This is a genomic window from Carboxylicivirga marina (assembly GCF_016612505.1).
Classification (GTDB): Bacteria; Bacteroidota; Bacteroidia; order Bacteroidales; family Marinilabiliaceae; genus Carboxylicivirga; species Carboxylicivirga marina.
In genome coordinates, this window is the sequence record NZ_JAENRR010000023.1 from 1 (window position 1) to 24,206 (window position 24,206).

The window sequence follows — 24,206 nt, forward strand, 5'->3', positions numbered from 1 at the left end:
ATAGGTGTAATTTTATTCACACTCTCGTGAAAAAATTATGATTTTGAAAAAGCGCTTTGGAGAACCTGAGTTGTCACTGTATTTCAACATCATTAATAACTGTACTTATCATTTGATTGATAGTAGTTTCATCAGGCATTTTTACATAAGCGGTGTGAAGCCCATTTATTTGTTCAATCTTCTCAACTTTAAAACTGTCAGATAACTTGGTTTGAATCAATTCTCGATCTCCTGCAAAATCCAGTTTAATTAAGTTGTCTTTATAGCTCTGTCGTATGTCATCAATCTGACCCGTTAATATGGTTTTTGACTGATTGATAAGCGTAATGTGGTCGCACAGTTCTTCAACCGAACCCATGTTGTGAGTTGAAAACAGTATGGTCGCTCCATTTTCTTTGAGCTTTAGTATTTCTTGTTTTAAGATGTTGGCATTAATTGGATCAAAGCCGCTAAATGGTTCATCAAATATCAAAAGCTTAGGATCGTGCAAAACGGTAACGACAAACTGAATCTTTTGCTGCATTCCTTTTGATAGTTCTTCCACCTTTTTGTCCCACCAGGGTTGGATTTCAAATTTTTCGAACCAATATTTTAGTTTTTTGAGAGCGTCATTGCGCGAAAGCCCTTTCATGCGAGCGAGGTAAACAGCTTGCTCACCTACTTTCATCTTTTTGTATAATCCTCTTTCTTCGGGAAGATAACCGATGCGGTGGACATCTTCGGACTTTAATGGACGTCCGTTAAAGATAATTTCACCTGAGTCGGGTCCGGTAATCTGATTAATAATACGTATTAGGGTAGTTTTACCTGCGCCATTTGGTCCCAGAAGACCATAAATACTGTTTTCAGGCACTTGTAGATTGACCTCGTTCAGTGCCAGGTGGTTGGCATACTTTTTTACCACCTGCTTCGCTTCAAGAAACATCATAGGTTAGTAGTTGTAAATTATTTAGGAGTGAAGATAAGGTTTTTACCTTTACAATAAAATACAACTACGGCTAGGCTCTAGAACCAGGATGTTCCCAATTGCTCCCTGAATGGCCATGGTATGGCAATTATCACAATGATAAGGGCGAGCAGATTGTTCCAGAAAATTCGTTTGTGCGTTTGGAAATTACTATAACCTTTTGACTTTGCTGCGTTGTGAATAATAATGACTGTTGCGATCAGCATCATTAATGGGTGTTCCAAAGTGAAAAAGCGCAGAAGCGTGCTTTTCATGGTAGCAGCATCAAACATAACCTTTGAACTGATGGTGTATAAGACGATACCAATCATTAATTGAGCCAGAAACATTCCAGCATTAATTTTAACTAACACATGGTGGCTACCAGCATATTTTCTCTGTCTCATCCAACCCAAGAGACTTTGAATAATTACGCAGATTAGAAAAATAAGTGTTAGGTATCGAAGTCCGCTATGGGCGTGTAATAGTCCGTTGTACATAGTCAATAGTGTTTGAAGTATAAACATCAGTTTGAAATAAATTGTTCCCATTTTGTAAATTATTTTTTGAGTTTCAATAAAATATGCCTTACTTTGAAATGCAAAGTACTATGATATGAAAGAAAAGACAGATACTCTCCAGGATATAAAAGTCATAAGACAAATGATGGAACAATCTTCTAAGTTTCTATCATTAAGTGGACTATCGGGCGTTGCGGCCGGCGTTATAGCTTTACTTGGTGCTGCTTTTGCCTATTTCTTTGTATTAGAGCAGGGAGCAAATGTTTATGATGAATATATGCAGGGACTCAATGCCACTAATACAACACACGTTCGGCTGGGTTTATTATTGACCGCTTTAGGAGTGCTTGTTTTAGCGATTGTTTCAGCCTGGTACTTTAGTTGGATAAAAGCAAGACGAGCCAATGAGAAACTTTGGAGCCCAGCTGCACGAATGGTGACATTAAACCTGTCGCTGATATTAACTGTTGGCGGAGTATTTAGTTTGATTTTAGTGTATCACGAAAACATTCGTTTTGTGGCATCGGTAATGCTTATCTTTTATGGTTTGGCTCTGTTAATGGCATCACGATATACGCAACGAGATATTCAGTACCTGGCAATAACGGAAATTGCCTTAGGTTTATTGGCGGGAGTCTTTCTAAATTATGGAATCGTTTTTTGGTCTTTGGGTTTTGGTGTATTTCATATTATTTATGGGATAAGTATGTATATAAAATACGATCGATGAAAGCCATTATAGAAGGTTTAAATAAGAATTTCGAAAACCGTATACGTTTAGGTATAATGTCGGCTTTAATGGTTAATGAAAAGTTGGATTTTAATGCCCTGAAAGAATTGCTTGGGGTAACTGATGGAAATTTGGCCAGTCATTTAAAGGCATTGGAGAAATACCAACTTGTGGTGGTTAACAAGCAATTTGTAGGGCGAAAGCCTAATACCAGTTATGCGGCAACAGACTATGGAAGAGTGAGTTTTAAGAAGCACTTGAATGCTTTGGAAGATTTGCTGGGAGGAATATAATTTTTTTTAATCATACACTTTGAAAAACAAAGTACTTTTAAAAATAACAATTATGGAATTAATCACTAATGAAAGAAATGAAGAACAATGGTATCAAACATTAACCTTTAAAGTGGTCATGATTGGTGCTCTGGTATTGCTACTACTTATTCCCTTAGGAATGGTAAAATCCGTTATTCGAGAACGTCAGGCTACTGAGGCTGAGGTTGAGCGTGAACTTTTTGAGAAATGGGGTGGTGAGCAGGTGTTAACAGGCCCAATATTACATGTACCAACTTATTATTATCTGAAAGAAGATGAGAAATTAACGAAACACAAGCGTTGGTTGCACGTTATGCCCGAATTATTATCGGTAAATGGAAGTGTAGAGCCCGAAGTAAGGTATAGAGGTATTTATAAGAAAGTGCTTTACAATTCGGATTTACAAATAGAAGGTGCTTTTGAGAAATTGGATCAGATGGTTATTAATGCCGATGAAGTTGATTGGGAGAGTGCTTATGTCACGATTGGCATTAGTGATAACCGAGGTATTAAAGGGGAGCTTGTGTTTAATTGGAATGATCATGCTTTAGAGCCTGAAGCAGGTATGGTTATTACTGATCTCAACAATTCAGGTGTTTCATTGAAAGTGCCGCTCACGAAGGAGAACTTAGCCGATAAATTTGCCTTTGATGTGAAATTTAAACTCAGTGGCGCTAAGAGTTTGATGTTTAACCCTATTGGTAAGATTACGAAAGTAGATCTTGAATCTGGGTGGAACAATCCAAGTTTTACGGGAGCTTTTTCACCAATTGAACCAGAACTGAACGAAGAAGGTTTTAAGGCAGGTTGGGCTGTTACACATCTTAATCGGAATTTTCCGCAACATTGGTTAGGGCGTAGTTTTCAAATAGACACGCATCAGTTCGGCGTTAATTTATACGACCCGGTTAATCATTATCAAAAATCACTCAGATCAGCAAAATATGGAATCCTTATTATCAGCCTTACTCTATTGGTTTTTCTTTTTATCGAATTGGTTAAGAAAAAAGAGGTGCAAATTATTCAATACCTTCTGGTGGGTTTGGCTCTGGTCTTGTTTTTTTCTGTCCTCACGGCACTAAGTGAACACATTGGATTCTCATGGGCTTACCTGGTGGCAGCTTTAAGTATTATCACCCTTGTTACGTCGTACTCATATGGTATGATACGGGATAAGCAGCAAGCATTCTGGATTTTTATAATGCTTAGTGTGCTGTATTTATTCTTGTTCGTATTGTTGCAACTTAATGATTTTGCCTTCCTGGCGGGTAATATCGGTTTATTAATAGCCTTAGGTGCCATAATGAAGGCATCGCTAAAAATAAAAACAGCCACAACATCAACTGAAGTGGCTTAATTAAAATGATAATGGAGGAGATTAAAAATCTTCTCCTTATTCTCGGCTTATGAGCCAGTAAGAGGTGATGCGTTTTACAAATGATTTGGCATCTTCGGTAAATAGTTTTCCGAGTAGTGGCCATAAATCCCGATGTATATGTTCACGTTCTTTTCTGAATGAATCTGTTAAGCTGTTTTTGTCTTCATCTGAAATCACTTTCGCCGGAAGGTTGTTAATTAATAAAATGCTTTCGGCGATGTTGTGATCATCTCCCAACAGATCAGAGGCTTGTTTTAATGAAGTAGAATATGTTTTAAAGAAGTCGGGCCACACTTCCTGAATTAATATCATTTGATTAAGAAGGTATTTTACCCTTTTCCTTAATTCGTGCAATGGATGATCGTCGAGCTTTAGCTGAGTTTCAGAAATTTTGTTTAAACACTGACTGTATGAATTTGACGTACCTTGTCGAATTGTATGCGGGCCTAAGAAATCAAATGGAAATTCTTTAAGCTCCTTGCTTGAGATCTCCATTTGTTCTTTAATTGTATCCAGTGTTTGATTATCTATTAAGCGTTTTAGTTCCAACTCCTTTTTAGAGTTTAGATGATTAATTAAGCTAATGAAGTTAGCTTCAGGAATGTGCAATTCTTCGGCTTCGAAGTTTTCAGCGAGATAAGTAATAATTACATGGTAATCACGTATTTGAGAGAGTTGTCGCGCGAGGTCTCGAAAGCGCATGTTTTCACTTTGATATATTTCTTCGCCAATATCCCAACGTACTAATCTTAAAATGGCACGAATTCTTTTAATGGCTTTTCTGATTTCATGAACTGAAATATCAATATCATCAGGAATACTCGTAAGTTGTATAATCAGTTCGTACTGTTCTCTAAGTACTCTGGTTATTCCTTCCTGAAGTTCTTCTTGGTTATCAATAGCAAATCGATACATAAGCATGTGTTTTGATACTTCAAACTACGTATTAAAAATTTGAATATCAAGCCGATTTTTATGCTGTCTATAATTTTTATAAATTATCAATCAAATGATTCTGAATTTATGAGAAATAAGGTTGTTTGGATAATTCCGTTATTATACCTGATTAGTTTATTTGAAGGAATGGCCCAAGAAAAAAATCAACAGATGTATCCGGGTTTGTTTGCTTCAAGTGAAGTTTTAAAGATGAGCCTCTATTTTGATATCACTAAGCATGTTCGTAAAAAAAGTGAAGAATACTGCCCGGGTCGAGTTGTTTTTTATGATTACGGAAATGACTCCATAACATTAAATGTGCGCTGCAGGGCCCGTGGTAATAATCGAAAAGACAATTGTTTTTTCCCGCCTGTGATGCTCAATTTTAAGCCGGATACCTTGCATACAAACGAGGGTTATGTGACGAAGTTGAAGCTGGTGACACATTGTGTCAACTCTAAAACGTATCGAGAATATTTATTGGAAGAATTCCTCATATATAAGCTATGGGAAATAATTAGTCCGTATGCTTTTCGAACCCGACTGGTTGATGTGAGTTATTTTGATACAGGTGAGCGGGAAAAGCATTATAATGCCACTGGCTTTTTTATTGAACCATTACATATAATGACCAAACGAACCAATACTCTTGAAATTAAAGGCGAATATTTTCATGAAGCGGTCATTAATGCCCTGGATGCTGATCGGGTAGCATTTTTCTGCTACATGATTGGAAATACCGATTGGCGGATAAAAAGCGGACACAATATAAAATTCATAAAACTTAATGAGGCTGGGCGTGAGGAAATAACTGCTATCCCTTACGATTTTGATCATGCTGGTTTAGTGAATGCTGCTTATGCTATGCCATCTCCGTGGTCTTCGGCAGAGGCTGTTATTGAGCGTGATTTTATAGGGCGATGTCGTGATTATGACGATAATTATTATGCTTTAATTGATGAATTTAATTCTGCTAAAGAACAGATTTATGAAACGATTCTCAACTATGAGCATCTTGAGATGAAAAAACGGAAACAGATATATAAGTATGTAGCAAGCTTCTACAGTGAAATGAAAAAGCCCGACAGCTTTGTAAAGAAATTGCATAGTGATTGTATGGATCGTTATTGAAACAATTACATAAAGATTTGGGTTATCATTTTATGGGAAAGACAATAAGTATTATAGGTTGCGGTTGGTTTGGCTTGCCTTTGGCCAAATTCATGATTGATAAAGGCTGGACAGTTAAAGGTTCCACTACCTCAGAAAATAAATTTGATCACCTAAAGCAAATTGGTATTTTGCCGTGCTTGCTTGATGTTGCACGCCCCGAAACATTTAAGAATGATTTTTTTAAGTCCGATTATATCCTGATTAATATTCCGCCAACTAAAGTGATGCGTCAAGTGTCGGTTTATTGGCCATTAATCAAGGTAATTGAGAAAGAGGGGGCGCAAAAGGTCATTTTTATTAGCTCAACATCTGTTTATCCGTCTAATAATTCTATAGTTTATGAGGAAGATACAGAGCGTATGGGAGATGGGGTCAATCAACTACTTGATATTGAAAGGGCGTTTCAGAAAGCCGCTTTTGAATGTGCGATTATTCGATTCGCAGGTTTGGTTGGAGGTGAGCGGTATCCGGGTCGCTTTTTCACGCCGGAAAGAGTTGTTGATGGTGGCAGTCAGGTTATTAACCTTATACATCTCGATGATTGTATTCAGATAGTTGAACAGTTATTGAAACAAGATGCATTCAATAATGTATTTAATGGTGTGGCAGATACACATCCTCAGAAGAAAGAGTTTTACACCCTTGCGGCTCAATTGAATAATAAGCCTGCTCCAAAGTTTAGTCAGGCTAATGTGCCTTATAAGATTATTTCGAATGAAAAAGTAAAGCGCCATTTGAATATAATATTTAAACATCCCGATTTAATTGAAATGCTCCACAATAATGAACTGTGGAATCGTACATGATATTTAGCACCAATTTGGTAAATAGTTGTCAAAAAACTATGTTTGCATTAATTCTGCATCACGATGCAGATGTTTGAGTTTATTAAGAAGAGGGGAGAGACAGGCTCTGTGAACCTCTGGCAACCACCACTGGCAGGTGCCAAAACCTGATTCCTTTATGGAGATGATGAATTTAAACAATTTAACGATGATACAATACAATTACCTTCGAATGCCCTGTCGGGCATAATTATTTTACCACAAGTGTTAGTTCTGATTAAGTCAGATTGTTTCCATGTATAACCTATGGTTCTATACCATTATATATTATTGTAAATGAAAAAAGTAGTAGCCAAGTTCGGAGGCTCCAACCTTAAAAAGAAGGAAGATATTCAAAAGCTGGTACGTGTTATCAAAACCTACAATCGCCCAATGGTTATTGTTGTTTCGGCTTTTTATGGAATTACCAACCACCTGATTCAATCAATGGATGAGGTAAAACAGGATGAATCGAATATTGAAAAGTTAGCACGTTTTTTACGCGAGTTGAAAGAAGAGGCGATACTTGAAAATTTTGATGATAAGCATTGGCAAGATAAAACCTTAAATGCTGTTCAATCGCGCATAAAAGAGCTTAGCCGATATTTAACAGGAATTCATTACATTGGTGATGTGCCCGAATTTGTTGAAGATGTGGTGTTGAGTTACGGTGAGCGTTTAAGTTCTTTAGTGTTAACAAATATTTTGCAAAGCAATGGTATTGACGCTGAAGAGGCTTTGCCTGAACAAATGCCACTGGTGACGGATGGTGAATTTGGTAATGCAACCGTCGATTTCGAAGTATCATCAGCCAATGTTCAAAATTATTTGTCGGGTAATAAGGTATATGTAGTTCCCGGATTTTACGGCGTTTCTCTGCAAGGTAAGGTTACTCTTCTTGGTCGTGGTGGAAGTGATTATTCTGCAGCTGCTCTGGCTCGCTGTCTTAATGCTGAGTCATTAGATGTATGGAAAGATGTGGATGGTTTTATGAGTGCTGATCCAAAACTGGTAGATGCGCCTCAGCGAATTACTCATTTATCGTATGCTGAAGCGGCAGAGCTGTCGTATTTTGGAGCAAGCATTTTGCATCCGCGAACAGTTGAGCCATTAAAGGAAGTTGGTATCCCAATTCATATTGGAAATATTGATGCATTTGATGGTAGTGTGGCTCCCCGAACGATGGTTCATGGAATTGAAACGGTAAGCGATTGCATTGTTAAGAGTGTAACATATAGTGACGATTTTTGCATCTTAAAATTGCGTGGAGCTGGTGTTGGTCTCAAAAAAGGGATATTGGCTAAGGTAACAGCGGCACTTGATAAAGCAGGTATTAATATTAAATCGGTTGTGACATCGCAGATTGTGATTAACCTGTTATTATCGGCCAAGGATATTAAGCGTGCTTATAAAATTGTAGAAGAATTGGAGTTATCAGCTATTACTGAATTAATAGCCAGCGAGCAAATATCTACGATTGCGGTTGTTGGTGAGGGACTGCTTGACAGGCCAGGTGTAGCCGGTCGTCTGTTTATGGCATTAGCTAAGCGCGAGATAAATGTGCAAATGATTGTGTCAGGTGCATCGGCCGTGGCTAGCTATTTTATGGTTGCCAGAGATGACCGCGATGGTGCTATTGATGCGATTCATAAGGAGTTTTTTAGCAATTAGATATATAAAAAGATGGCCTGCACACCGTTCGTGCAGGCCATTGCTTTTCAATATAAAATAAAACAACGCAACATTTTCATGTGTTAAGTATCGCACGATGGGATGGTTCATCACCCTGCGATACAATTTCTTTATTAATAGTTGTAAGAACTTTGTCCGTGCTCGTGAATATCTAATCCTTCACGTTCTTCTTGCTCCGAAACTCGTAGGCCAATAGTAGCTTTTAATACTTTGAATAGGACTAATCCAAGTCCAAATGCCCAGGCTCCAATTGAAACAACTCCTATTGCTTGTACGCCTAATAGTGAAAAACCACCACCATAAAATACGCCACCATCTGTTGCAAAGAAGCCTACTAACAAGGTACCTACTGCTCCACATACGCCGTGAACAGAAATGGCACCAACAGGGTCATCTATTCTTAATTTCTGATCGATGAATTCAATTGAGAATACTACCACTAATCCGGCAATTGCACCTATGGCAACAGCTCCGGCAGGAGAAACAATATCACAACCTGCAGTTATTCCTACTAATCCGGCCAATGCACCGTTTAAGGTCATTGATAGGTCGGGTTTACCATAGCGGAACCAAGTAACAAACATGGTTACAATGGCACCTGCTGCTGCTGCCAGGTTAGTTGTAATAACTATTAAAGCGACTGCATAAGCATTATCACCGCTGATAGCTAATTGTGACCCAGGGTTGAAACCAAACCAACCTAGCCAAAGGATAAATACACCCAGAGCGCCTAGCACCATATTGTGACCAGGGATGGCATTTGTTTTGCCATTGTATTTTCCAATACGCGGACCGATTGTCCAGGCACCAGCTAAGGCAGTCCATCCTCCTACAGAGTGTACCACCGTAGAACCTGCAAAATCGTGGAAGCCAAGCTCGCTTAACCAGCCACCACCCCAAACCCAGTGGCCTGATATTGGATAGATAACTACTGTGATAACTAAGGAGAATAATAAATAGGTACTGAACTTGGTACGTTCAGCCATGGCTCCTGAAACGATTGTAGCTGCTGTGGCAGCAAATACCGTTTGGAAGAATAGATTGTGTAAATCAGTTCCGTCGTTGTAAAAGAAATCGAATGCACCAAAGAAAGCACCATCGCCTCCATACATGATGCTGTATCCAATAATCCAGAACATTAATGAACCAATTGAAAAGTCCATAAAGTTCTTCATAATGATGTTACCAACGTTTTTTGCTCGTGTAAAACCGGCCTCAACCATGGCGAATCCGGCCTGCATAAAAAAGACTAAAATTCCGGCCAGTAAGACCCATAATATATCTAAAGCACTATTTGCGTCCATAATACTAATGTTTTGTAAGGTTTTGATTCAATTCAATTATTTCTCATAAAGGGTTTCTGGTCCTGACTCGCCAGTGCGAATGCGATAGGTGTCGGCTACATCAGATACAAAGATTCGCCCATCACCTATTTCACCTGTTTTAGCCGCGTTAATAATGGCGTCTACAGTTTTGTTCATATTCTCGTCGCGCACGATAATGGAAAGAATACGTCTTTCGATGATGCTTGTATCGTATAAGGTGCCCCTGTAAAGGTGGCCTTCGCGTGCCACTCCTGTTCCTCTAACATCCCAGTATGAGAAAAATGTGATGTCTTGTTCTTCCAGTGCTTTTTTTACAGCTTCAAATCGAGATAATCGAATAATGGCTTCAATTTTCTTCATTTTGTTTGTTGTTAGTCGTTAATATTTTTTTTTGAAAAGACTTGAGAAGCAACCGAATTGTACTAGCTCCCTCGTCATGTCTTGTTAATTTTCTTTGTTTTAAAATAAGAGCAGCCGTAAATGGCGATAAAGGTTTAAGTCAATTAGGACAATAATTGAAATGTGTGACTGCTCTTATTTTTATCATAGATATTGGTTTGAGTGTGTTATGTTTTTGGTTTAGAACGAATAGATGGCAGCCATTAGAAATTGTGTGGCTGATTTGTTTGGTGCGTCATCACCATCAACAAACCATTCACTGCTGGCTGAATCCATTCTTAGTTCTGTTGAAAAGGTTAATGGTCCTGCGTAATAGTTGAGGGTGAATGTATTTGAGAATACATTCTCACTATCCATATCAATCGTTTTGTCTTCTTTTACGATAAAGTATTCACCTCTGTATCCTAGAGAAAGTTTTTCGCTAAATGTTACTTGTGGGTATAATGCAAATCCGATGTAGCCTCCAAGGTCAGATTCTGAATAAGTATAATCAGCAGCATTTAAACCCAGGTAAAATCCGTCAGTAATTTGAAAACCCGTTGTAAGGTCAATGATAGTTCCAGATGAAGAACCTGTTAAGAAATTTACATAAGCATCCCAACCTTCTACCGGATTAATATATATCTGTGTTCCAAAGTCGGATATTCCATTTACATCTTGATAAACATTCCAATCATTGAATGCCCCCACCATTACTCCAAATTTTTCAGAAATGGACCAATCTAATTTAAGACCAGCATTTTGGAATGGTCCAGCACTAAATAAATAAGATGTACTGTAGTTGAAGTTACCAACGGGTGAAATTACTTCATACCCAACAAAGGTACCCATGTAACCAGCGGTTAATGAAAGGGCATCACTTAAGGCGTAAGAAATATAAAGGTTTTGAATGTTCACGTTTTGGCCGTCGCCTAACCCATCGCTATTAAGGTCAAATGTTGGTATAGATTTAAAGCTTCTTGGTCCAAAAGAAAACTCACCAACAAAACTGGCTTTCCCAATTGATTGTGATAAAGCAATGTCTAGCATACCTAGTGATACAGAATTGTGGTTGTCTGCAAAACTGGTTGGGATGTTAGATGTGCCTGAAAAGTCGTACTTAAAGTATGTATCTACAGATCCTGAAATTTCCAGTCCACTCTTTTCGTCTTGTGCATTTGTGGTGAATAATGCAAGGCCAAGTCCTAAAGTCAAAAAAATCTTTTTCATCGAATAACGGTTAATAGTTAATATTTGCTTTTACTATCTCGTTGATTGGGGGTGTCGGCCTAAAAAAATGCTTTTTCTCAAATGGTACCCTGTAGTTTTGATAGGTTGACGATACAAACATATAAAAAATATTTCATCGACCCCTCAAAAAATAGGGGTAAATATTAAAATAAAGTTAAAAATAACAAAATACCCCTGTTTTGAAAGGGGTATTGGGGTGAAAAATAGCAAATCGTAAGTTGCCACCCCTATTTTTAATGGGGTAGTGAATATCTGGGAGTGATTAAAAGTCTAACTGAAATTGTTAGGTAAATTGATATTTGAAGTGTCTGCTTAAGCTAAGTGTCGTAAAGTCAATAATATATGAATGAATATTCGTCTTGTTGTATAAATATACAATTCCAAAAACATGTCAAAAGTCATAAAAAATGACAGCTTAGTCCATGTTTAGTTGGTATATATAAATGAAAATTCTATTTTTGCTTTCGGATTATAATATAATATTAATATATGCTTTCTAAATGAAAGATTGATTGTAATCCATCCGATTCAACGGCGAGAACGAAACCTTACGAGGGGGTAACACAAGATTTTTCTCTTAAATAAAACAGTATGACAAAACGATTTCCAAAACCTCAGGGGTTGTATGACCCTGCAAATGAACGTGATAATTGTGGGATTGGATTTGTTGCCAATATAAAAGGTACACAAACCAATGAAATAGTGATGAGAGGCTTGGAGGTGCTTACAAATATGACACACCGTGGTGCCGAGAGCTCTGATAACAAATCGGGAGATGGTGCCGGTATATTAATGCAGGTGCCTCATGAGTATTTTTCAACGTTTGGGTTTAATTTGCCTTCTGCTGGGAAGTATGGAACCGGATTGGTTTTTCTGCCACAGGATGAAAATGAAGCCGCTGAATGTCAGCGCACGCTAGATGAATTTTTTGTATCAGAGGGGCTTGAGTTGATTGGCTACCGCGATGTACCGGTTGATAGTGATGTTATTGGTGAAATAGCCAAAGGTACCGAGCCAAAAATCTATCAGGTTTTTGTAAAAGGTAATTATGAGCAGGATGCTTTAGAGCGCCGATTGTATTTGGCCCGTAAGCAAGCTGAAAATGCCATTCGTGAATCGGATCTGAAGGAAAAAGAAGCATTCTATTTGCCAAGTTTATCGTCAAAGATATTTATATATAAAGGTATGTTGACGCCCGAGCAATTGGGCTTATACTTTTTAGATCTAAAAGATCGACGTGTTAAAAGTGCGATTTCATTAGTGCACTCTCGTTTCAGTACTAATACATTCCCTACCTGGGATTTGGCACAGCCATTCCGTATTATGGCGCACAATGGTGAAATTAACACCATTAAAGGTAACCGCCTTTGGATGCAGGCACGCGAGAGCTTGTTAGAGTCAGATCTATTTGGTGATGACCTGAAGAAGTTATTTCCGGTAATTACGCCCAATATGAGTGATTCAGCCTCATTAGATAATGTGCTTGAGTTCTTGTTTTTAACGGGTCGTTCACTTCCGCATGCACTAAGTATGTTAGTGCCTGAATCTTGGAACAGTAAAAATCCAATACCAAAAAGCTTAAAGGCCTATTACGAATACCATTCGACCATTATGGAACCGTGGGATGGACCTGCATCAATCGTATTCTCCGATGGTCGTTATGTCGGCGGTACATTAGATAGAAATGGCTTACGTCCATCGCGTTATGTGATAACCAAAGACGATATGATCGTTATGGGATCAGAAGTTGGTTGTCAGGTTTTTCCTGCTGAAGAGATTAAGGAGAAAGGACGTTTGAAGCCTGGTAAACTCTTGTTGGTTGATACACAGCTAGGTGTTATTATTCCTGATGAAGAGATAAAATCGCAATTATCGAAGCGAAGACCTTATGCCAATTGGTTAAAGGAAAATCGTATTCGCATGCGTGAGATTGAAGTGCAAAAACGTGTGCCATCACAACTAGGAGATAAATATGATGCTTACTTAAAGGCTTTTGGATATAACCGTGAAGACTTTGAGCATCTGATTGCACCAATGGCCAAAACAGGTGGTGAACCTATAAGCTCAATGGGTAATGATACACCAATAGCTGTTTTGTCAGACAAGCCTCAGCGCTTTTTCTCATATTTCCGACAGTTATTTGCGCAGGTTACTAACCCACCAATTGATCCGATTCGTGAAGGTTTAGTAATGGCTCTGACTAATTATATTGGTTCTGTATCAAAGAATTTTTTAAAGGAGGAGCCTTCACAGTGTCGCTCCATTAAATTCGAAAGCCCATTGATGACCAATACTGATTTGGGTAAGATAAAAGATTACATGCGCGAAGAATTTACGCATGTGAAGATTCCGATGACTTTTCCGGTTGAAAAAGGTGGAAAAGGATTAGAAGAAGCTTTAGAGCGTATATGTAAAGCTGCTGAGAAAGCGGTGGATGATGGTATGAATTACATCATCTTAAGCGACCGCGATATTGACGAAAAGCATACGGCTATTCCTTCATTGTTAGCTGTTTCGGCAACTCATCACCACCTGATAAAAGCTAAAAAGCGTATGCAAGTTGGCTTAGTGGTTGAGACAGGTGAAGCTCGTGAGGTAATGCATTTTGCTCTGTTACTTGGTTTCGGAGCCAGCGTAATAAACCCATATGTGTGTTTTGCTACCATCAACGAAATGGTGAAGGAAGGCAAAATTGATATGGATTATGCGTCTGCGCGTGAGAATTATATCAAAGCTGTAGATAAAGGTTTGCTGAAGGTGTTGTCAAAAATGGGTATCAGTACGCTACGTTCATATCATGGTGCACAAATATTTGAAGCCATTGGTGTGTCGGAAGATGTGATTAATAAATACTTTATTGGTACGCCAACTAAAATCGGAGGAGTTGGATTGGATGAGATTGCTAAGGAAAGTATTCTTGATCATCAGAAAGCTTTTCAACCAAAATTTCAAACGAATCCATTTGATACCAAGGGGAGCTATGCGTATCGTAAATATGGCGAGAAGCATGGCTGGAATCCGGAAACCATTGGTTTGTTACAGTGGGCAACCACAGAAGGTGACTATAATAAGTATAAAGAATACAGCCGTCAGGTTGATGCTGATAATCAAACGCCTTTGTTTATCCGCGGCCTGATGAAGCTAAAAGATAGAAAGCCTATCGATATTAGTGAGGTGGAGCCTGCATCAGAAATTATGAAGCGATTTGTGACAGGTGCCATGTCTTATGGTTCAATATCAAAGGAAGCTCATGAAGCCATGGCATTGGCCATGAATGAAGTGGGCGGTAGAAGTAATACTGGTGAAGGTGGCGAGGATGCTGAACGTTTTAAAAGTCCGGCGCGTAGTTCAATTAAGCAAATTGCATCAGGGCGATTTGGTGTAACCAATAATTACCTGACCAATGCTGATGAGTTACAGATTAAAATAGCACAGGGCGCTAAGCCAGGTGAAGGTGGTCAGTTGCCAGGTTTTAAGGTTGATAAGATAATTGCCCGCCTGCGAAACTCAACGCCGGGTATTACCTTAATATCACCTCCTCCACATCATGATATTTATTCAATTGAGGATTTAGCACAGCTAATTTACGACCTGAAAAGTACGAATCCATCAGCACGAGTGAGTGTTAAGCTGGTTTCTGAAAATGGGGTTGGTACAGTAGCAGCAGGTGTTGCCAAGGCTCACGCTGATTTAATTGTCATTAGTGGTACCGAAGGAGGAACAGGGGCCAGCCCAACCAGTTCTATTAAACACGCTGGTTTACCGGTGGAAATTGGTTTGTCAGAAACACAGCAAACGCTTGTAATGAATAACTTGCGTGGTCGCGTAAAGCTTCAGACCGATGGGCAGCTAAAAACAGGTTTGGATGTGATTAAGATGGCCTTACTTGGTGCTGAAGAATATGGTTTTGCCACTTCTGCATTGGTAACTCTTGGTTGTGTGATGATGCGTAAGTGTCACTTGAATACATGCCCGGCAGGTATTGCCACGCAGGATGAAGCCTTAAGAAAACGATTTATAGGTAAATATAAATACACGGTTAACTTCTTCAACTTTATTGCACAGGAAGTACGTGAGTATTTGGCACAATTAGGCTACAAGTCTTTGGATGATGTTATTGGAAGGACCGACTTGCTTGAGCAGAATACTTCAGTTAATAACTGGAAATCAAATGGTGTTGATTTAAGTCGTCTATTGTACTTCCCGGAGGAAGGTAAAACCTACCCTATAAAAAATACAACTGAGCAGGATCATAAACTGGATCAAGTACTTGATCGCCGATTAATAAAGCAGGCACAAGCGGCCCTTATTAACCAGCAGAAAGTTTGGATGGCCAGTGATATAATCAATACAGACCGTACTGTTGGGGCTATGCTTTCAGGTGAGGTATCTAAAAAATATGGTGAAGAAGGTTTACCAAAGAATACCATTAACTGTACGTTCCATGGTTCGGCCGGTCAAAGCTTTGGCGCTTTCCTTACAAAAGGTGTGAGTTTCCGATTAGAGGGTGATGCCAATGATTATTTAGGTAAAGGCTTGTCGGGAGGTAAAGTGATTGTGGTGCCGCCGCAAGGAACAACCTTTAAGCCAGAAGAGAATATCATTATTGGTAATACTGTGTTATATGGAGCTACTACTGGTTACCTGTATGTGAGAGGTGTAGCTGGTGAGCGATTTGCTGTTCGAAACTCGGGAGCACATGCCGTTGTTGAAGGTGTAGGCGACCACTGTTGTGAATACATGACCGGCGGTCGTGTGGTGGTGCTTGGTCCTACCGGGCGAAACTTTGCTGCGGGTATGAGTGGCGGTATTGCTTACGTACTCGATGATGAAGGAACGCTTGATTACTATTGTAATAAAGGACTGGTAGATTTATCACCGGTAGAAGATGCAGCTGATGTGCAGGAGCTTCAGTTTATGCTGAACAAGCATTTGTTACATACCAACAGTAGTAAGGCGCAAGAGATATTGGTGAACTGGACAACTTACTTGCCTAAGTTTGTGAAAGTCATTCCTTTTGAATATAAAAAGGTGTTGCAGGAACAAAAGATTAAAGAGTTGGAACGTAAGCTTCTCGAAACAGAAGATGCACCGCATTTGAGAGAGTAATGTTGCTTAGGAATAAAAATGATTCCCCCTTCGCCTGATGGCACTTCCTCAAGGGGAAGATGAGGGCTTGGGTTAATTCTCCCCTTGGGGAAATACCCGAAGGGAGAGGGGGTAAATTAATAAAGTTGTCAATTGCTAATAGCCACAGGCCGAAAGCAGGCAGCTATTTTAAAACATCAAAGAACATCGGGGGATAAGGAGAATGAGTGAAAAGGCTCAAAGGAGCCGCCCCGGTTTCTTTAAAACTTGAGATTATGGCAGATCCAAAAGGTTTTATAAAATATGCACGTAAAGAAGGTGGGTATCGCCCCGTAACAGAACGAACGGATGATTATGGTGAGGTTGAGCAAACACTCAATGTTGCTGATCGCACCTTACAAGCATCGCGATGCATGGATTGTGGTATTCCATTTTGTCACTGGGCTTGCCCGGTAGGCAGTAAAATACCCGAATGGCAAGATGCTGTTTATAAAGGGGAATGGAAATTGGCAAGTGAAATACTACATTCAACCAATAGCTTTCCTGAATTTACGGGACGTATTTGTCCTAATCCCTGTGAGAAGTCGTGTGTGTTAGCTATCCATGATGAAGCAGTGACCATCCGTGAGAATGAGTGCTCTATTGTTGAGCGTGCCTTCACTGAGGGTTTTATTGAGCCACGTATTCCGGCTCAGCGAACAGGCAAAAAAGTAGCTGTTGTGGGTTCTGGTCCTGCCGGATTGTCGGTAGCTGATTTACTGAATCAGGCCGGTCACACAGTCACTGTGTTTGAAAAAGACGATGCTGTTGGTGGTTTGCTACGCTATGGTATTCCTGATTTTAAATTAAATAAAAAGGTCATTGATCGCCGTGTGGCCATTTTCGAAAAAGAAGGTATCTTGTTTAAGACCAACGCTGCTATTGGCGAAAATGTAAAAGGCGAGGAGTTATATAAAGAATACGATGCAGTGGTGTTAACCATTGGAGCAATGAAGCCACGCGATTTGCCAATTGAAGGAAATGATTTGGAAGGTGTTCATTTTGCTATGGATTTTTTGAAACAGCAGAATAAAGTGAATCGTGGTGAAGAATTTACCAATGGTGAACGAATTTTGGCTGCCGATAAAAATGTATTGGTGATTGGTGGTGGAGATACCGGAAGCGATTGCGTAGGTACTTCAAATCGTCAAAAGGCAAAGTCAGTAACACAAATAGAAATATTACCCAAACCACCTGAGAAGCGTGGGCCAGGGAACCCTTGGCCATATTGGCCAACAACACTGAAATCATCTACTTCGCATGCCGAAGGTTGCGAGCGTAAATGGAGCTTGAATACCAAGCGCTTTATTGGTGAAGGTGGTAAGCTAAAGCAGGTTGAGCTGGTTGAAGTGGAATGGAATAAGGATGATAAGGGCCAGTGGCAAATGAGCGAAAAGTCAGAAACAGCTTATACTATGGATGTTGACCTGGTGATGCTTTCTATGGGGTTTGTGAGCCCGGTACACGAAGGACTAGTAAAAGAGTTCGGCTTAGAGCTTGATGCACGTGGTAATATTAAAGTGGATGAAGCGTATCAAACCAGTAAGGTCAATGTGTTTGCTGCAGGTGATGCCGCTACTGGTGCCAGTTTGGTAGTTACCGCCATTGCGAAAGGTCGTGAGGCAGCCAAAAGTGTACATGCCTATTTAATGGATAAATAATCTTCCCTTGGGGAAGTGCCGAATGGCGATGGGGGAAATCTGTTGCTGACTACATTAGAAATATTATCAATTAGGGTTGTTAAAAATGCGAGAAGGCTGCTTCAATTTTGGAGTGGCTTTTTTGGTTAATGGATCTGGATATTGGCCTGGAGGGCAGAACAACAATGTATACATGGATTCGACTCCTATAGGAGTCGGATATTTCTGGAACGGCAAATGTCTACGCGCCTGCGACCCTAATTGGGTGGCGAATCCTTATTCATCTGTGGTGATAAAAAAAAGGACTGCCCCATTGCAGAGCAGCCCTTTAACTATGAGAATAAATCAAAAATCAATCATTCGTTTTTTCGGTCTCGCGACGTGTTTTACGTGCTTTTGCTGTTGAAGTCACACTTGTAATAATTTCGTTGATGGTATTTATCAGTTCTTCAAGTTCGGCTGTTGTGTTAAATTGTGCCATACTCTCAAGGTAATTGAGTGCCGATTGTAAATCGCTATTTAACTGCTTGCGGGTAGTCGATAAAATTGGTTGTTCAATAGCATCCAGTTCTTCGCGCTGGGTACTGGTTGCTTCAAAGGTTTTCTGACTATTATCCAGCCGAGTCACCCATTCGCCTAGAGATGTAGTTGTGATACATGTGGCAGCTGGTTCTTTTGTGAGTTCAGATATGAGTGTATTAATGCCTGCTGACTCCGCTGTGTAACCCTCGTTTTGTATCGACCAGCCATTTCTGCGAATGATTTCAACGATAATAGCAGCCGCTTCTCTTATCGCTTCGTCCCAATGGTAAGTCAAGGCCTCCGAACTGGTTCTTAAGCCTAAAAACAAGTTATCTCTATTGTCATCTTGTTCTTCCATTTTAGCTGTAAGCGGATTTACTTTTTTGCGATTCAATGCTGCGTCGTATACCGCAAAGTGTTCCTTTATACGAGCTAAGAACATGGTTTTTAAAGCTTCATCAATCGATGAATTTTCAATAGCTGTAATGATTCGTTTAACAAGCGTGTAAAATTCGCTTGCAAACAAAAAGTGGTTTAAAATAGGTTTGATCATAAAAAAAGAATTTTAGTTACTTGATTAAAACTAGGTGTAATTCTATGAAACAAAAAATAACGTTTGATAGTTAGGAACTTTTTAATCATAAGAATTCGATGTTTGGTAATGGGGGTATGCACGTTGGTCAATAAAAAACAATTATTTGTCAATTTAACCATTTTGCTTTTTGTCAAAGCGGATTTGGAAGTAGTAATTAAGTGTTCGATAACAGCTCAGGTTTCGATAGTAATACCAATCAAATGTTTAATGAAGTCCACCTGCTCACAGAGGGCCTCAATCAAGTGTTGTTGTGTCGTTTCAAGCTGATTAGCAAAACGAATCAAATGTTTGGTTTTGAGGGGCTGTGTACTTTTGATTGCCATTAATAATAACACTATTGCTTCTAGTGCAATTCGACAGCTAATCAAGCATTAGATTGGAGCCTTGTGTTGACTGGGAGTTCCAATCAAGGATTCAAATGAGACTTCACTATTGCATGAAGCCACAATCAAATAATTGAAAATATCATCAAAACAACTCTGCAGGAAAAGTGAGTCACAACTTTTAAGTTTGAAGTTGCTGAAGATAGCAATTGATTCTTTGTTTATCGAGCTTGCAAATTACATGCTAATTTCAATTTAAGACATCAAAAGAAGGGATATGGTTATAAAGTTGAAAATATTAGTATTAATTAATACAAATTCTCCATGTATGTGAATTTTCATCATCATAGCCTATCAAACCATTTTGTAAACTATAGTATATTTTTTTTATTCCCTTAAACCCTTCTATGCTTTCAGGTTGAATCACATAGTCATAACCTATTTCAAAAACCAACACATCGTCAAATTCCAAATCATCAATAACCAAGACTCCTGTTTCAGATAATAATTTAGGAATTACTCTAATTGTAGCATTCGGTGAATGATGCCTCATATTGAACTCACCATAAACTCCATTGTCGGTTCCATAGAATAAATAAGTAACTCGATAATTTCCTTTTAACTGTGATAATTTTATACTTAATCTATCATGAAATCCCCTTGGTTCACACCCCGAATATCCATCTTCTACCTTTTCGCTAAAAGTATATTCCTCTACCTCATAACTCATTTCTTCATCAAATTGATTTTTAAAACTTACTATCTGATCTGCTTTATAGACTGGAAAATGCTTACTTAAACTAGCATCTAGTTTATTATAACCTCCATTACCACAAGGGGGTGAAACATCTAATGTACATCCGAATAAAACAATTACTAGCAGCGTTATGGGTAAACTTTTTCTCATGACATTTCTATTTTTATGATTTATAACATAACAGTTGCTTGAAATGTTGAGAATAATAAACTTCAATTTACTGCAGGTGGTCTGGAATTTACGAATGAAAATATGAATCCATCATGCTTTCACTTTGGTTACAGGGGATTAGAGAACTATTCATAATGGCTTTTAATAGTTGATAATAAGATACACGAATTTATTAAAGGCGGGAGGTTAATGGGTTAGCTAATTTATGGCAATCATTATCCAAAGTGAAATTAAACCGATGGGATTTAATATGGATGATGATATCGACTAACTACTATGAATTAATTCTTGAGAGCGTACGTGTAAGCATTTGCACCATTGTCTCATCATCAGGAAAGAGAATAACAACCATCGTTATTTAAGGAAAACAAACAAATATGCGTCGAATAGTTGGATTAGTGATTGTGGGATTAGCGATTGTATGCAATGCGTGCAATAGTGATGAGGTGATGGATGCTTATAGTGAACGAGGAGCTGATAGCGATAAGTTAATGCTATCCAATAGTTCCGATGTTCTTATAGGTGAATTGGTACAGTTGGGTACGACTGACTTTCCCTTGATGTGCCATTCAGTTAATAAACGGTTTGCCGAAGTGGAACTGGAAGGTAATGCGCGTTTTGTGGAGGCACTTGTCAAGATAGGTGTGCTCATGTACGATGTCGAATCAAGTGATTGTTATTTTGAAGAGTTGATGAACTTTGCTTTTGATAAGGAGTATTACTGCAATGTGCTGCTAAGTGAAGGTTTCGGTGTATGGCAATGGAATCAAGAGTTATTGGTGTTTGAGCAGGTTGATGAACATGACTCGGAAGTTGTGTTTATTTTTCCGGCTACCGATGATGTTAATGGAGGTAATGCTGTTTTATCTGTGTCAGAGCTTATGCTTTACGAAGGTGCATTCCCTGGTAAAGGTGATTTGCTCGACGATGGCACTGTAATTTCCAATGCACTTGAGTCGTTAAAGCTAAATATTAAAGTGGACGAACGGCTTATACTAACCAGTAATGTATCAACAACCTTCAACTCTGATGGTTATTACAATGATGTGGCGATGACTTTTAACCCTCAGCCTTATCATTTAAAATGTGAACTGGCCCGGGAAGAAGAGAATGGCTATTGGATGTTTTCATTTAATCGTGATTCGGAGGTTATTTTAAGTCATAATTTAACATTAGGCCTCGATAAAAGCAATAAGAATGAACCTGTAACTCATTTGTACAACGGGCTTAGGGTTGGTGATGTAGTTTTGCAAACTGAAGCTCAAACAGGAGAACTGTATAAGGCTTTGTTACAAGTTGATAAGCTTAATGAAGGTGCAAAAGAATATGCACAGGCCCTGGCTATGGCGCTTAATAATCATGCTTTAATGGATGTGCGATATGTGGCTGATAAGTCCATTATTGCAAAAGTACATGCACTTGCCAGGCAAAATCAGAGCATGACCGATGAATGGTGGGTTGATCTGGAACTGGTGTTTAGTGATGAAAGCTGTGTTAGTAGTGAGATTTATTTTGAGGATTTCCTCACCAACTTTAAAGTCGAGTTGGAGCAATTGGTGGTTGAATTTGAAAGTAAATTTGGTATTTGACTCTTGATGCCTGATTAAATATTAATCGATGAAATGAAAAAGGTGCTTCTGCGGAGTGCCTTTTTTATGTTAGCAATAAATGATGTTCTAAATAATTTTATCCATTGGGCTATCCGCCCAAACCGGACTTCATTTCTTGCCTTGAAGCAAGAAACGCAAGCAAAGAAATTCAAGGCTACTTTTTAAATTACTTTCTAATTTATCTCAAGCTTAAGTGCGGCCGAGTGATTTCAGAAACAAGTTCGGAACTTCTCGATCTTACTAAAGCTTTCCAGAAAACGAAAGCAATTTAAAAGAGAGGCCACAATGTACGATGCTAAAAAGAATCTCAGTAAAAAAGGATAATATCCAACATATATTCAATCAGTTAGGTTTGTGTCAACAAATCATTTAGAACACTATTGCTTTTAACTACGACCAAAACCATATTACCGTTGTATTATTGATTGAGAAGATTACTTTTCCTCTTTAAGCATGAACTCCAGCGGAATATGAAGCCGTTTTCGCCAGGCGGTTTCCGTATGCTCAGCTCCTTCAAACCTCTTAGATACGTAATTTTTATCCGATTGATATCCATGCAAAAACATCAGAGAATCAACTTTTAGCTGGTAAGGTTCATACAATGAATCTAAGGTGGCAGTGCCGTAATCAAAGTAAATACGATGGGTTTTGGCATTAGGTATATTGTGTTTCAGATAGTTGAAAGTGACGCCCCCAACAGCAGGCCAGTGGGTTGACATGCAAATGGCACCTTCAAATATGCCAGGGTATTCGCACAAGGCATAGCAGCTAATGAGGCCGCCCATGCTTGAACCCATTATAAATGTATTGGCTTTATCGGTGTGTGTGCTGTAGTTTTTGTCGATATATGGTTTGAGCTCACGCACAATAAATTGAAGATATTGGTCGGCCAGCATGCCTTGTTCAAAAATAGCCGGGTCGATGTGTGCATCTTGCATTAATAGAATTTTCTTTTGTTTCTCTTTGTCCGTCATTCGCCAACCGCGTCGCGGAAAGTACTCTGAATGTCGTTTGGCACCGTTATTCCATATGCCAACTACAATGCATTTTCGTATGCGTTTATTATTTATGAGTACCGACATTACTTCGTCAACACCCCACTCTTGATTGTTCCAGGTATTGCTGGCATCAAACAACATCTGACCATCGTGCATGTATAACACAGCATATTGTTCTTCTTCATTGTAGTTTTCTGGTAGCCACACATCAACTGTTCGGGCATCAACGTATTCTGAATTAAAGAAGCCATGGCGCACCACCTTACCCGAAGATACTTTCACATCTTGTGCCGCTAACAAAATCGTACTTGATAAAAACAAAATGGAAAGTAGAAGTTTCATGCGCCTGTGTGTTAATTTCTAAATTGGATACGTAATATCTGACACTGGCATTTAAACGTCAAGGGATATATACAGTTTTATCCTTCATGTATTCTATTGTGGTTAAACCCGAATTATGAGTTAGGACTTCGTAATGAGCGTTGAAAGTGCGATAAAACAAGGATTTTCTGGAACGAGGCATAGCACCGTTTCTGGTGAGTGAAAGAATATTAGTGAAACGACTTGTTTTGAAGCAATTTCAATGCGCAATAGACTTGCTAACACATATTTCGGGTTAAAATGAGCAATAAAAAAGGCGATAATAAATTGTGCTTATCGCCCTTTTACTAGGTTCTAAATAGAATACATATTTTACATTTCATAATCAACGCACGAACGTTCCTCTAATACTTCACGTATGATTTTTCCCACAGCCAGATGATCAGGGTGTTTGGCATATTTTTCCAAATCTTCCATGCTATTAAAGCTAGTGTCTAATGCTATGTCAAAGTTCTCGTTGGGATTTGAGTTAATGCCAACCTCTATCGAAAGCAATTCATTAACCTTGTCTTTAAGCGAAAGCAGACATTCTTTTATCTCTATTAGTTTGCTTGCTTTTTCCTCATTATTTGCAAAGCTTTTTAGCTTAAATAGCACTATATGCTTAATCATAA

The 24,206-nt window shown here is 38.9% G+C and carries 19 protein-coding genes and 1 riboswitch; of the genes, 9 read left to right on the forward strand and 10 right to left on the reverse strand.

All coding sequences use genetic code 11. The annotated features are described in order from the left end of the window. Nucleotides 1-73 precede the first annotated feature (73 nt). Together JIV24_RS10895 and JIV24_RS10900 are read right to left on the reverse strand one after the other, a co-directional pair. Nucleotides 74-928 carry an ABC transporter ATP-binding protein gene (locus JIV24_RS10895; protein WP_200465069.1) on the reverse strand — a complete coding sequence of 285 codons (855 nt, stop codon included), beginning with the start codon at nucleotides 926-928 and terminating at the stop codon, nucleotides 74-76. 77 nt (nucleotides 929-1,005) lie between these two features. After that, nucleotides 1,006-1,353, reverse strand: a complete 348-nt coding sequence (locus tag JIV24_RS10900) for a hypothetical protein (protein ID WP_200465070.1) — start codon at nucleotides 1,351-1,353, stop codon at nucleotides 1,006-1,008. Between the two features lie 208 nt (nucleotides 1,354-1,561). On the opposite strand from JIV24_RS10900, the gene JIV24_RS10905 reads away from it, so the two are divergent. Genes JIV24_RS10905 through creD form a run of 3 tightly spaced genes read left to right on the forward strand, consistent with a single transcriptional unit; the run spans nucleotide 1,562 to nucleotide 3,868 of the window. Continuing rightward, nucleotides 1,562-2,197, forward strand: coding sequence for a hypothetical protein (locus tag JIV24_RS10905; protein WP_200465071.1), 636 nt, complete (start codon nucleotides 1,562-1,564; stop codon nucleotides 2,195-2,197). After that, on the forward strand, nucleotides 2,194-2,490 hold the full coding sequence (locus JIV24_RS10910) for a winged helix-turn-helix domain-containing protein (RefSeq protein ID WP_200465072.1): 297 nt from the start codon (nucleotides 2,194-2,196) through the stop codon (nucleotides 2,488-2,490). The genes JIV24_RS10905 and JIV24_RS10910 overlap by 4 nt, the downstream gene beginning before the upstream one ends. 52 nt (nucleotides 2,491-2,542) lie before the next feature. Then, nucleotides 2,543-3,868 (forward strand): cell envelope integrity protein CreD, encoded by a 1,326-nt coding sequence (gene creD, locus JIV24_RS10915; protein ID WP_200465073.1) that lies wholly within the window; start codon nucleotides 2,543-2,545, stop codon nucleotides 3,866-3,868. Between the two features lie 36 nt (nucleotides 3,869-3,904). Here the strand turns inward: creD and JIV24_RS10920 are convergent, their stop codons facing one another. Further along, nucleotides 3,905-4,804, reverse strand: a complete 900-nt coding sequence (locus JIV24_RS10920) for a CHAD domain-containing protein (protein ID WP_200465074.1) — start codon at nucleotides 4,802-4,804, stop codon at nucleotides 3,905-3,907. A 108-nt stretch (nucleotides 4,805-4,912) separates the two neighbouring features. On the opposite strand from JIV24_RS10920, the gene JIV24_RS10925 reads away from it, so the two are divergent. The 3 genes from JIV24_RS10925 to JIV24_RS10935 all read left to right on the forward strand — a co-directional run bounded on the left by JIV24_RS10925 (nucleotide 4,913) and on the right by JIV24_RS10935 (nucleotide 8,493). Continuing rightward, on the forward strand, nucleotides 4,913-5,956 hold the full coding sequence (locus JIV24_RS10925) for a hypothetical protein (protein WP_200465075.1): 1,044 nt from the start codon (nucleotides 4,913-4,915) through the stop codon (nucleotides 5,954-5,956). 32 nt (nucleotides 5,957-5,988) lie between these two features. Continuing rightward, nucleotides 5,989-6,804, forward strand: coding sequence for an NAD(P)-binding domain-containing protein (locus JIV24_RS10930; protein ID WP_200465076.1), 816 nt, complete (start codon nucleotides 5,989-5,991; stop codon nucleotides 6,802-6,804). A gap of 76 nt (nucleotides 6,805-6,880) precedes the next feature. Next, nucleotides 6,881-6,977: riboswitch (SAM riboswitch) on the forward strand. 142 nt (nucleotides 6,978-7,119) lie between these two features. Next, a complete protein-coding gene (locus tag JIV24_RS10935) occupies nucleotides 7,120-8,493 on the forward strand; it encodes an aspartate kinase (RefSeq protein WP_200465077.1) in 1,374 nt (457 codons plus the stop codon). Nucleotides 8,494-8,627: 134 nt separating this feature from the next. Here the strand turns inward: JIV24_RS10935 and JIV24_RS10940 are convergent, their stop codons facing one another. The 3 genes from JIV24_RS10940 to JIV24_RS10950 form a co-directional block, all read right to left on the reverse strand. Further along, entirely contained in the window at nucleotides 8,628-9,818 is a 1,191-nt protein-coding gene (locus JIV24_RS10940) for an ammonium transporter (RefSeq protein ID WP_200465078.1), read from the reverse strand. A gap of 36 nt (nucleotides 9,819-9,854) precedes the next feature. Further along, on the reverse strand, nucleotides 9,855-10,199 hold the full coding sequence (locus JIV24_RS10945) for a P-II family nitrogen regulator (protein WP_200465079.1): 345 nt from the start codon (nucleotides 10,197-10,199) through the stop codon (nucleotides 9,855-9,857). 219 nt (nucleotides 10,200-10,418) lie between these two features. Continuing rightward, nucleotides 10,419-11,447 carry an outer membrane beta-barrel protein gene (locus tag JIV24_RS10950; protein ID WP_200465080.1) on the reverse strand — a complete coding sequence of 343 codons (1,029 nt, stop codon included), beginning with the start codon at nucleotides 11,445-11,447 and terminating at the stop codon, nucleotides 10,419-10,421. Nucleotides 11,448-12,059: 612 nt separating this feature from the next. Here JIV24_RS10950 and gltB point away from each other — a divergent pair. Together gltB and JIV24_RS10960 are read left to right on the forward strand one after the other, a co-directional pair. Beyond that, nucleotides 12,060-16,577: a glutamate synthase large subunit gene (gene gltB, locus JIV24_RS10955; RefSeq protein WP_200465081.1), complete on the forward strand. Its 4,518-nt coding sequence runs from the start codon at nucleotides 12,060-12,062 to the stop codon at nucleotides 16,575-16,577. Between the two features lie 254 nt (nucleotides 16,578-16,831). Next, on the forward strand, nucleotides 16,832-18,256 hold the full coding sequence (locus tag JIV24_RS10960; protein WP_200465082.1) for a glutamate synthase subunit beta: 1,425 nt from the start codon (nucleotides 16,832-16,834) through the stop codon (nucleotides 18,254-18,256). A gap of 331 nt (nucleotides 18,257-18,587) precedes the next feature. Here JIV24_RS10960 and JIV24_RS10965 read toward each other — a convergent pair whose 3' ends face one another. Beyond that, nucleotides 18,588-19,310, reverse strand: a complete 723-nt coding sequence (locus JIV24_RS10965; protein WP_200465083.1) for a DUF6261 family protein — start codon at nucleotides 19,308-19,310, stop codon at nucleotides 18,588-18,590. Between the two features lie 669 nt (nucleotides 19,311-19,979). Continuing rightward, nucleotides 19,980-20,582 (reverse strand): hypothetical protein, encoded by a 603-nt coding sequence (locus tag JIV24_RS10970; protein ID WP_200465084.1) that lies wholly within the window; start codon nucleotides 20,580-20,582, stop codon nucleotides 19,980-19,982. Between the two features lie 398 nt (nucleotides 20,583-20,980). On the opposite strand from JIV24_RS10970, the gene JIV24_RS10975 reads away from it, so the two are divergent. Then, nucleotides 20,981-22,192, forward strand: a complete 1,212-nt coding sequence (locus tag JIV24_RS10975) for a hypothetical protein (protein ID WP_200465085.1) — start codon at nucleotides 20,981-20,983, stop codon at nucleotides 22,190-22,192. Nucleotides 22,193-22,647: 455 nt separating this feature from the next. Here JIV24_RS10975 and JIV24_RS10980 read toward each other — a convergent pair whose 3' ends face one another. Further along, nucleotides 22,648-23,553 (reverse strand): alpha/beta hydrolase, encoded by a 906-nt coding sequence (locus JIV24_RS10980; protein WP_200465086.1) that lies wholly within the window; start codon nucleotides 23,551-23,553, stop codon nucleotides 22,648-22,650. A 351-nt stretch (nucleotides 23,554-23,904) separates the two neighbouring features. Beyond that, a complete protein-coding gene (locus JIV24_RS10985) occupies nucleotides 23,905-24,204 on the reverse strand; it encodes a Dabb family protein (protein WP_200465087.1) in 300 nt (99 codons plus the stop codon). Nucleotides 24,205-24,206: the final 2 nt, after the last annotated feature.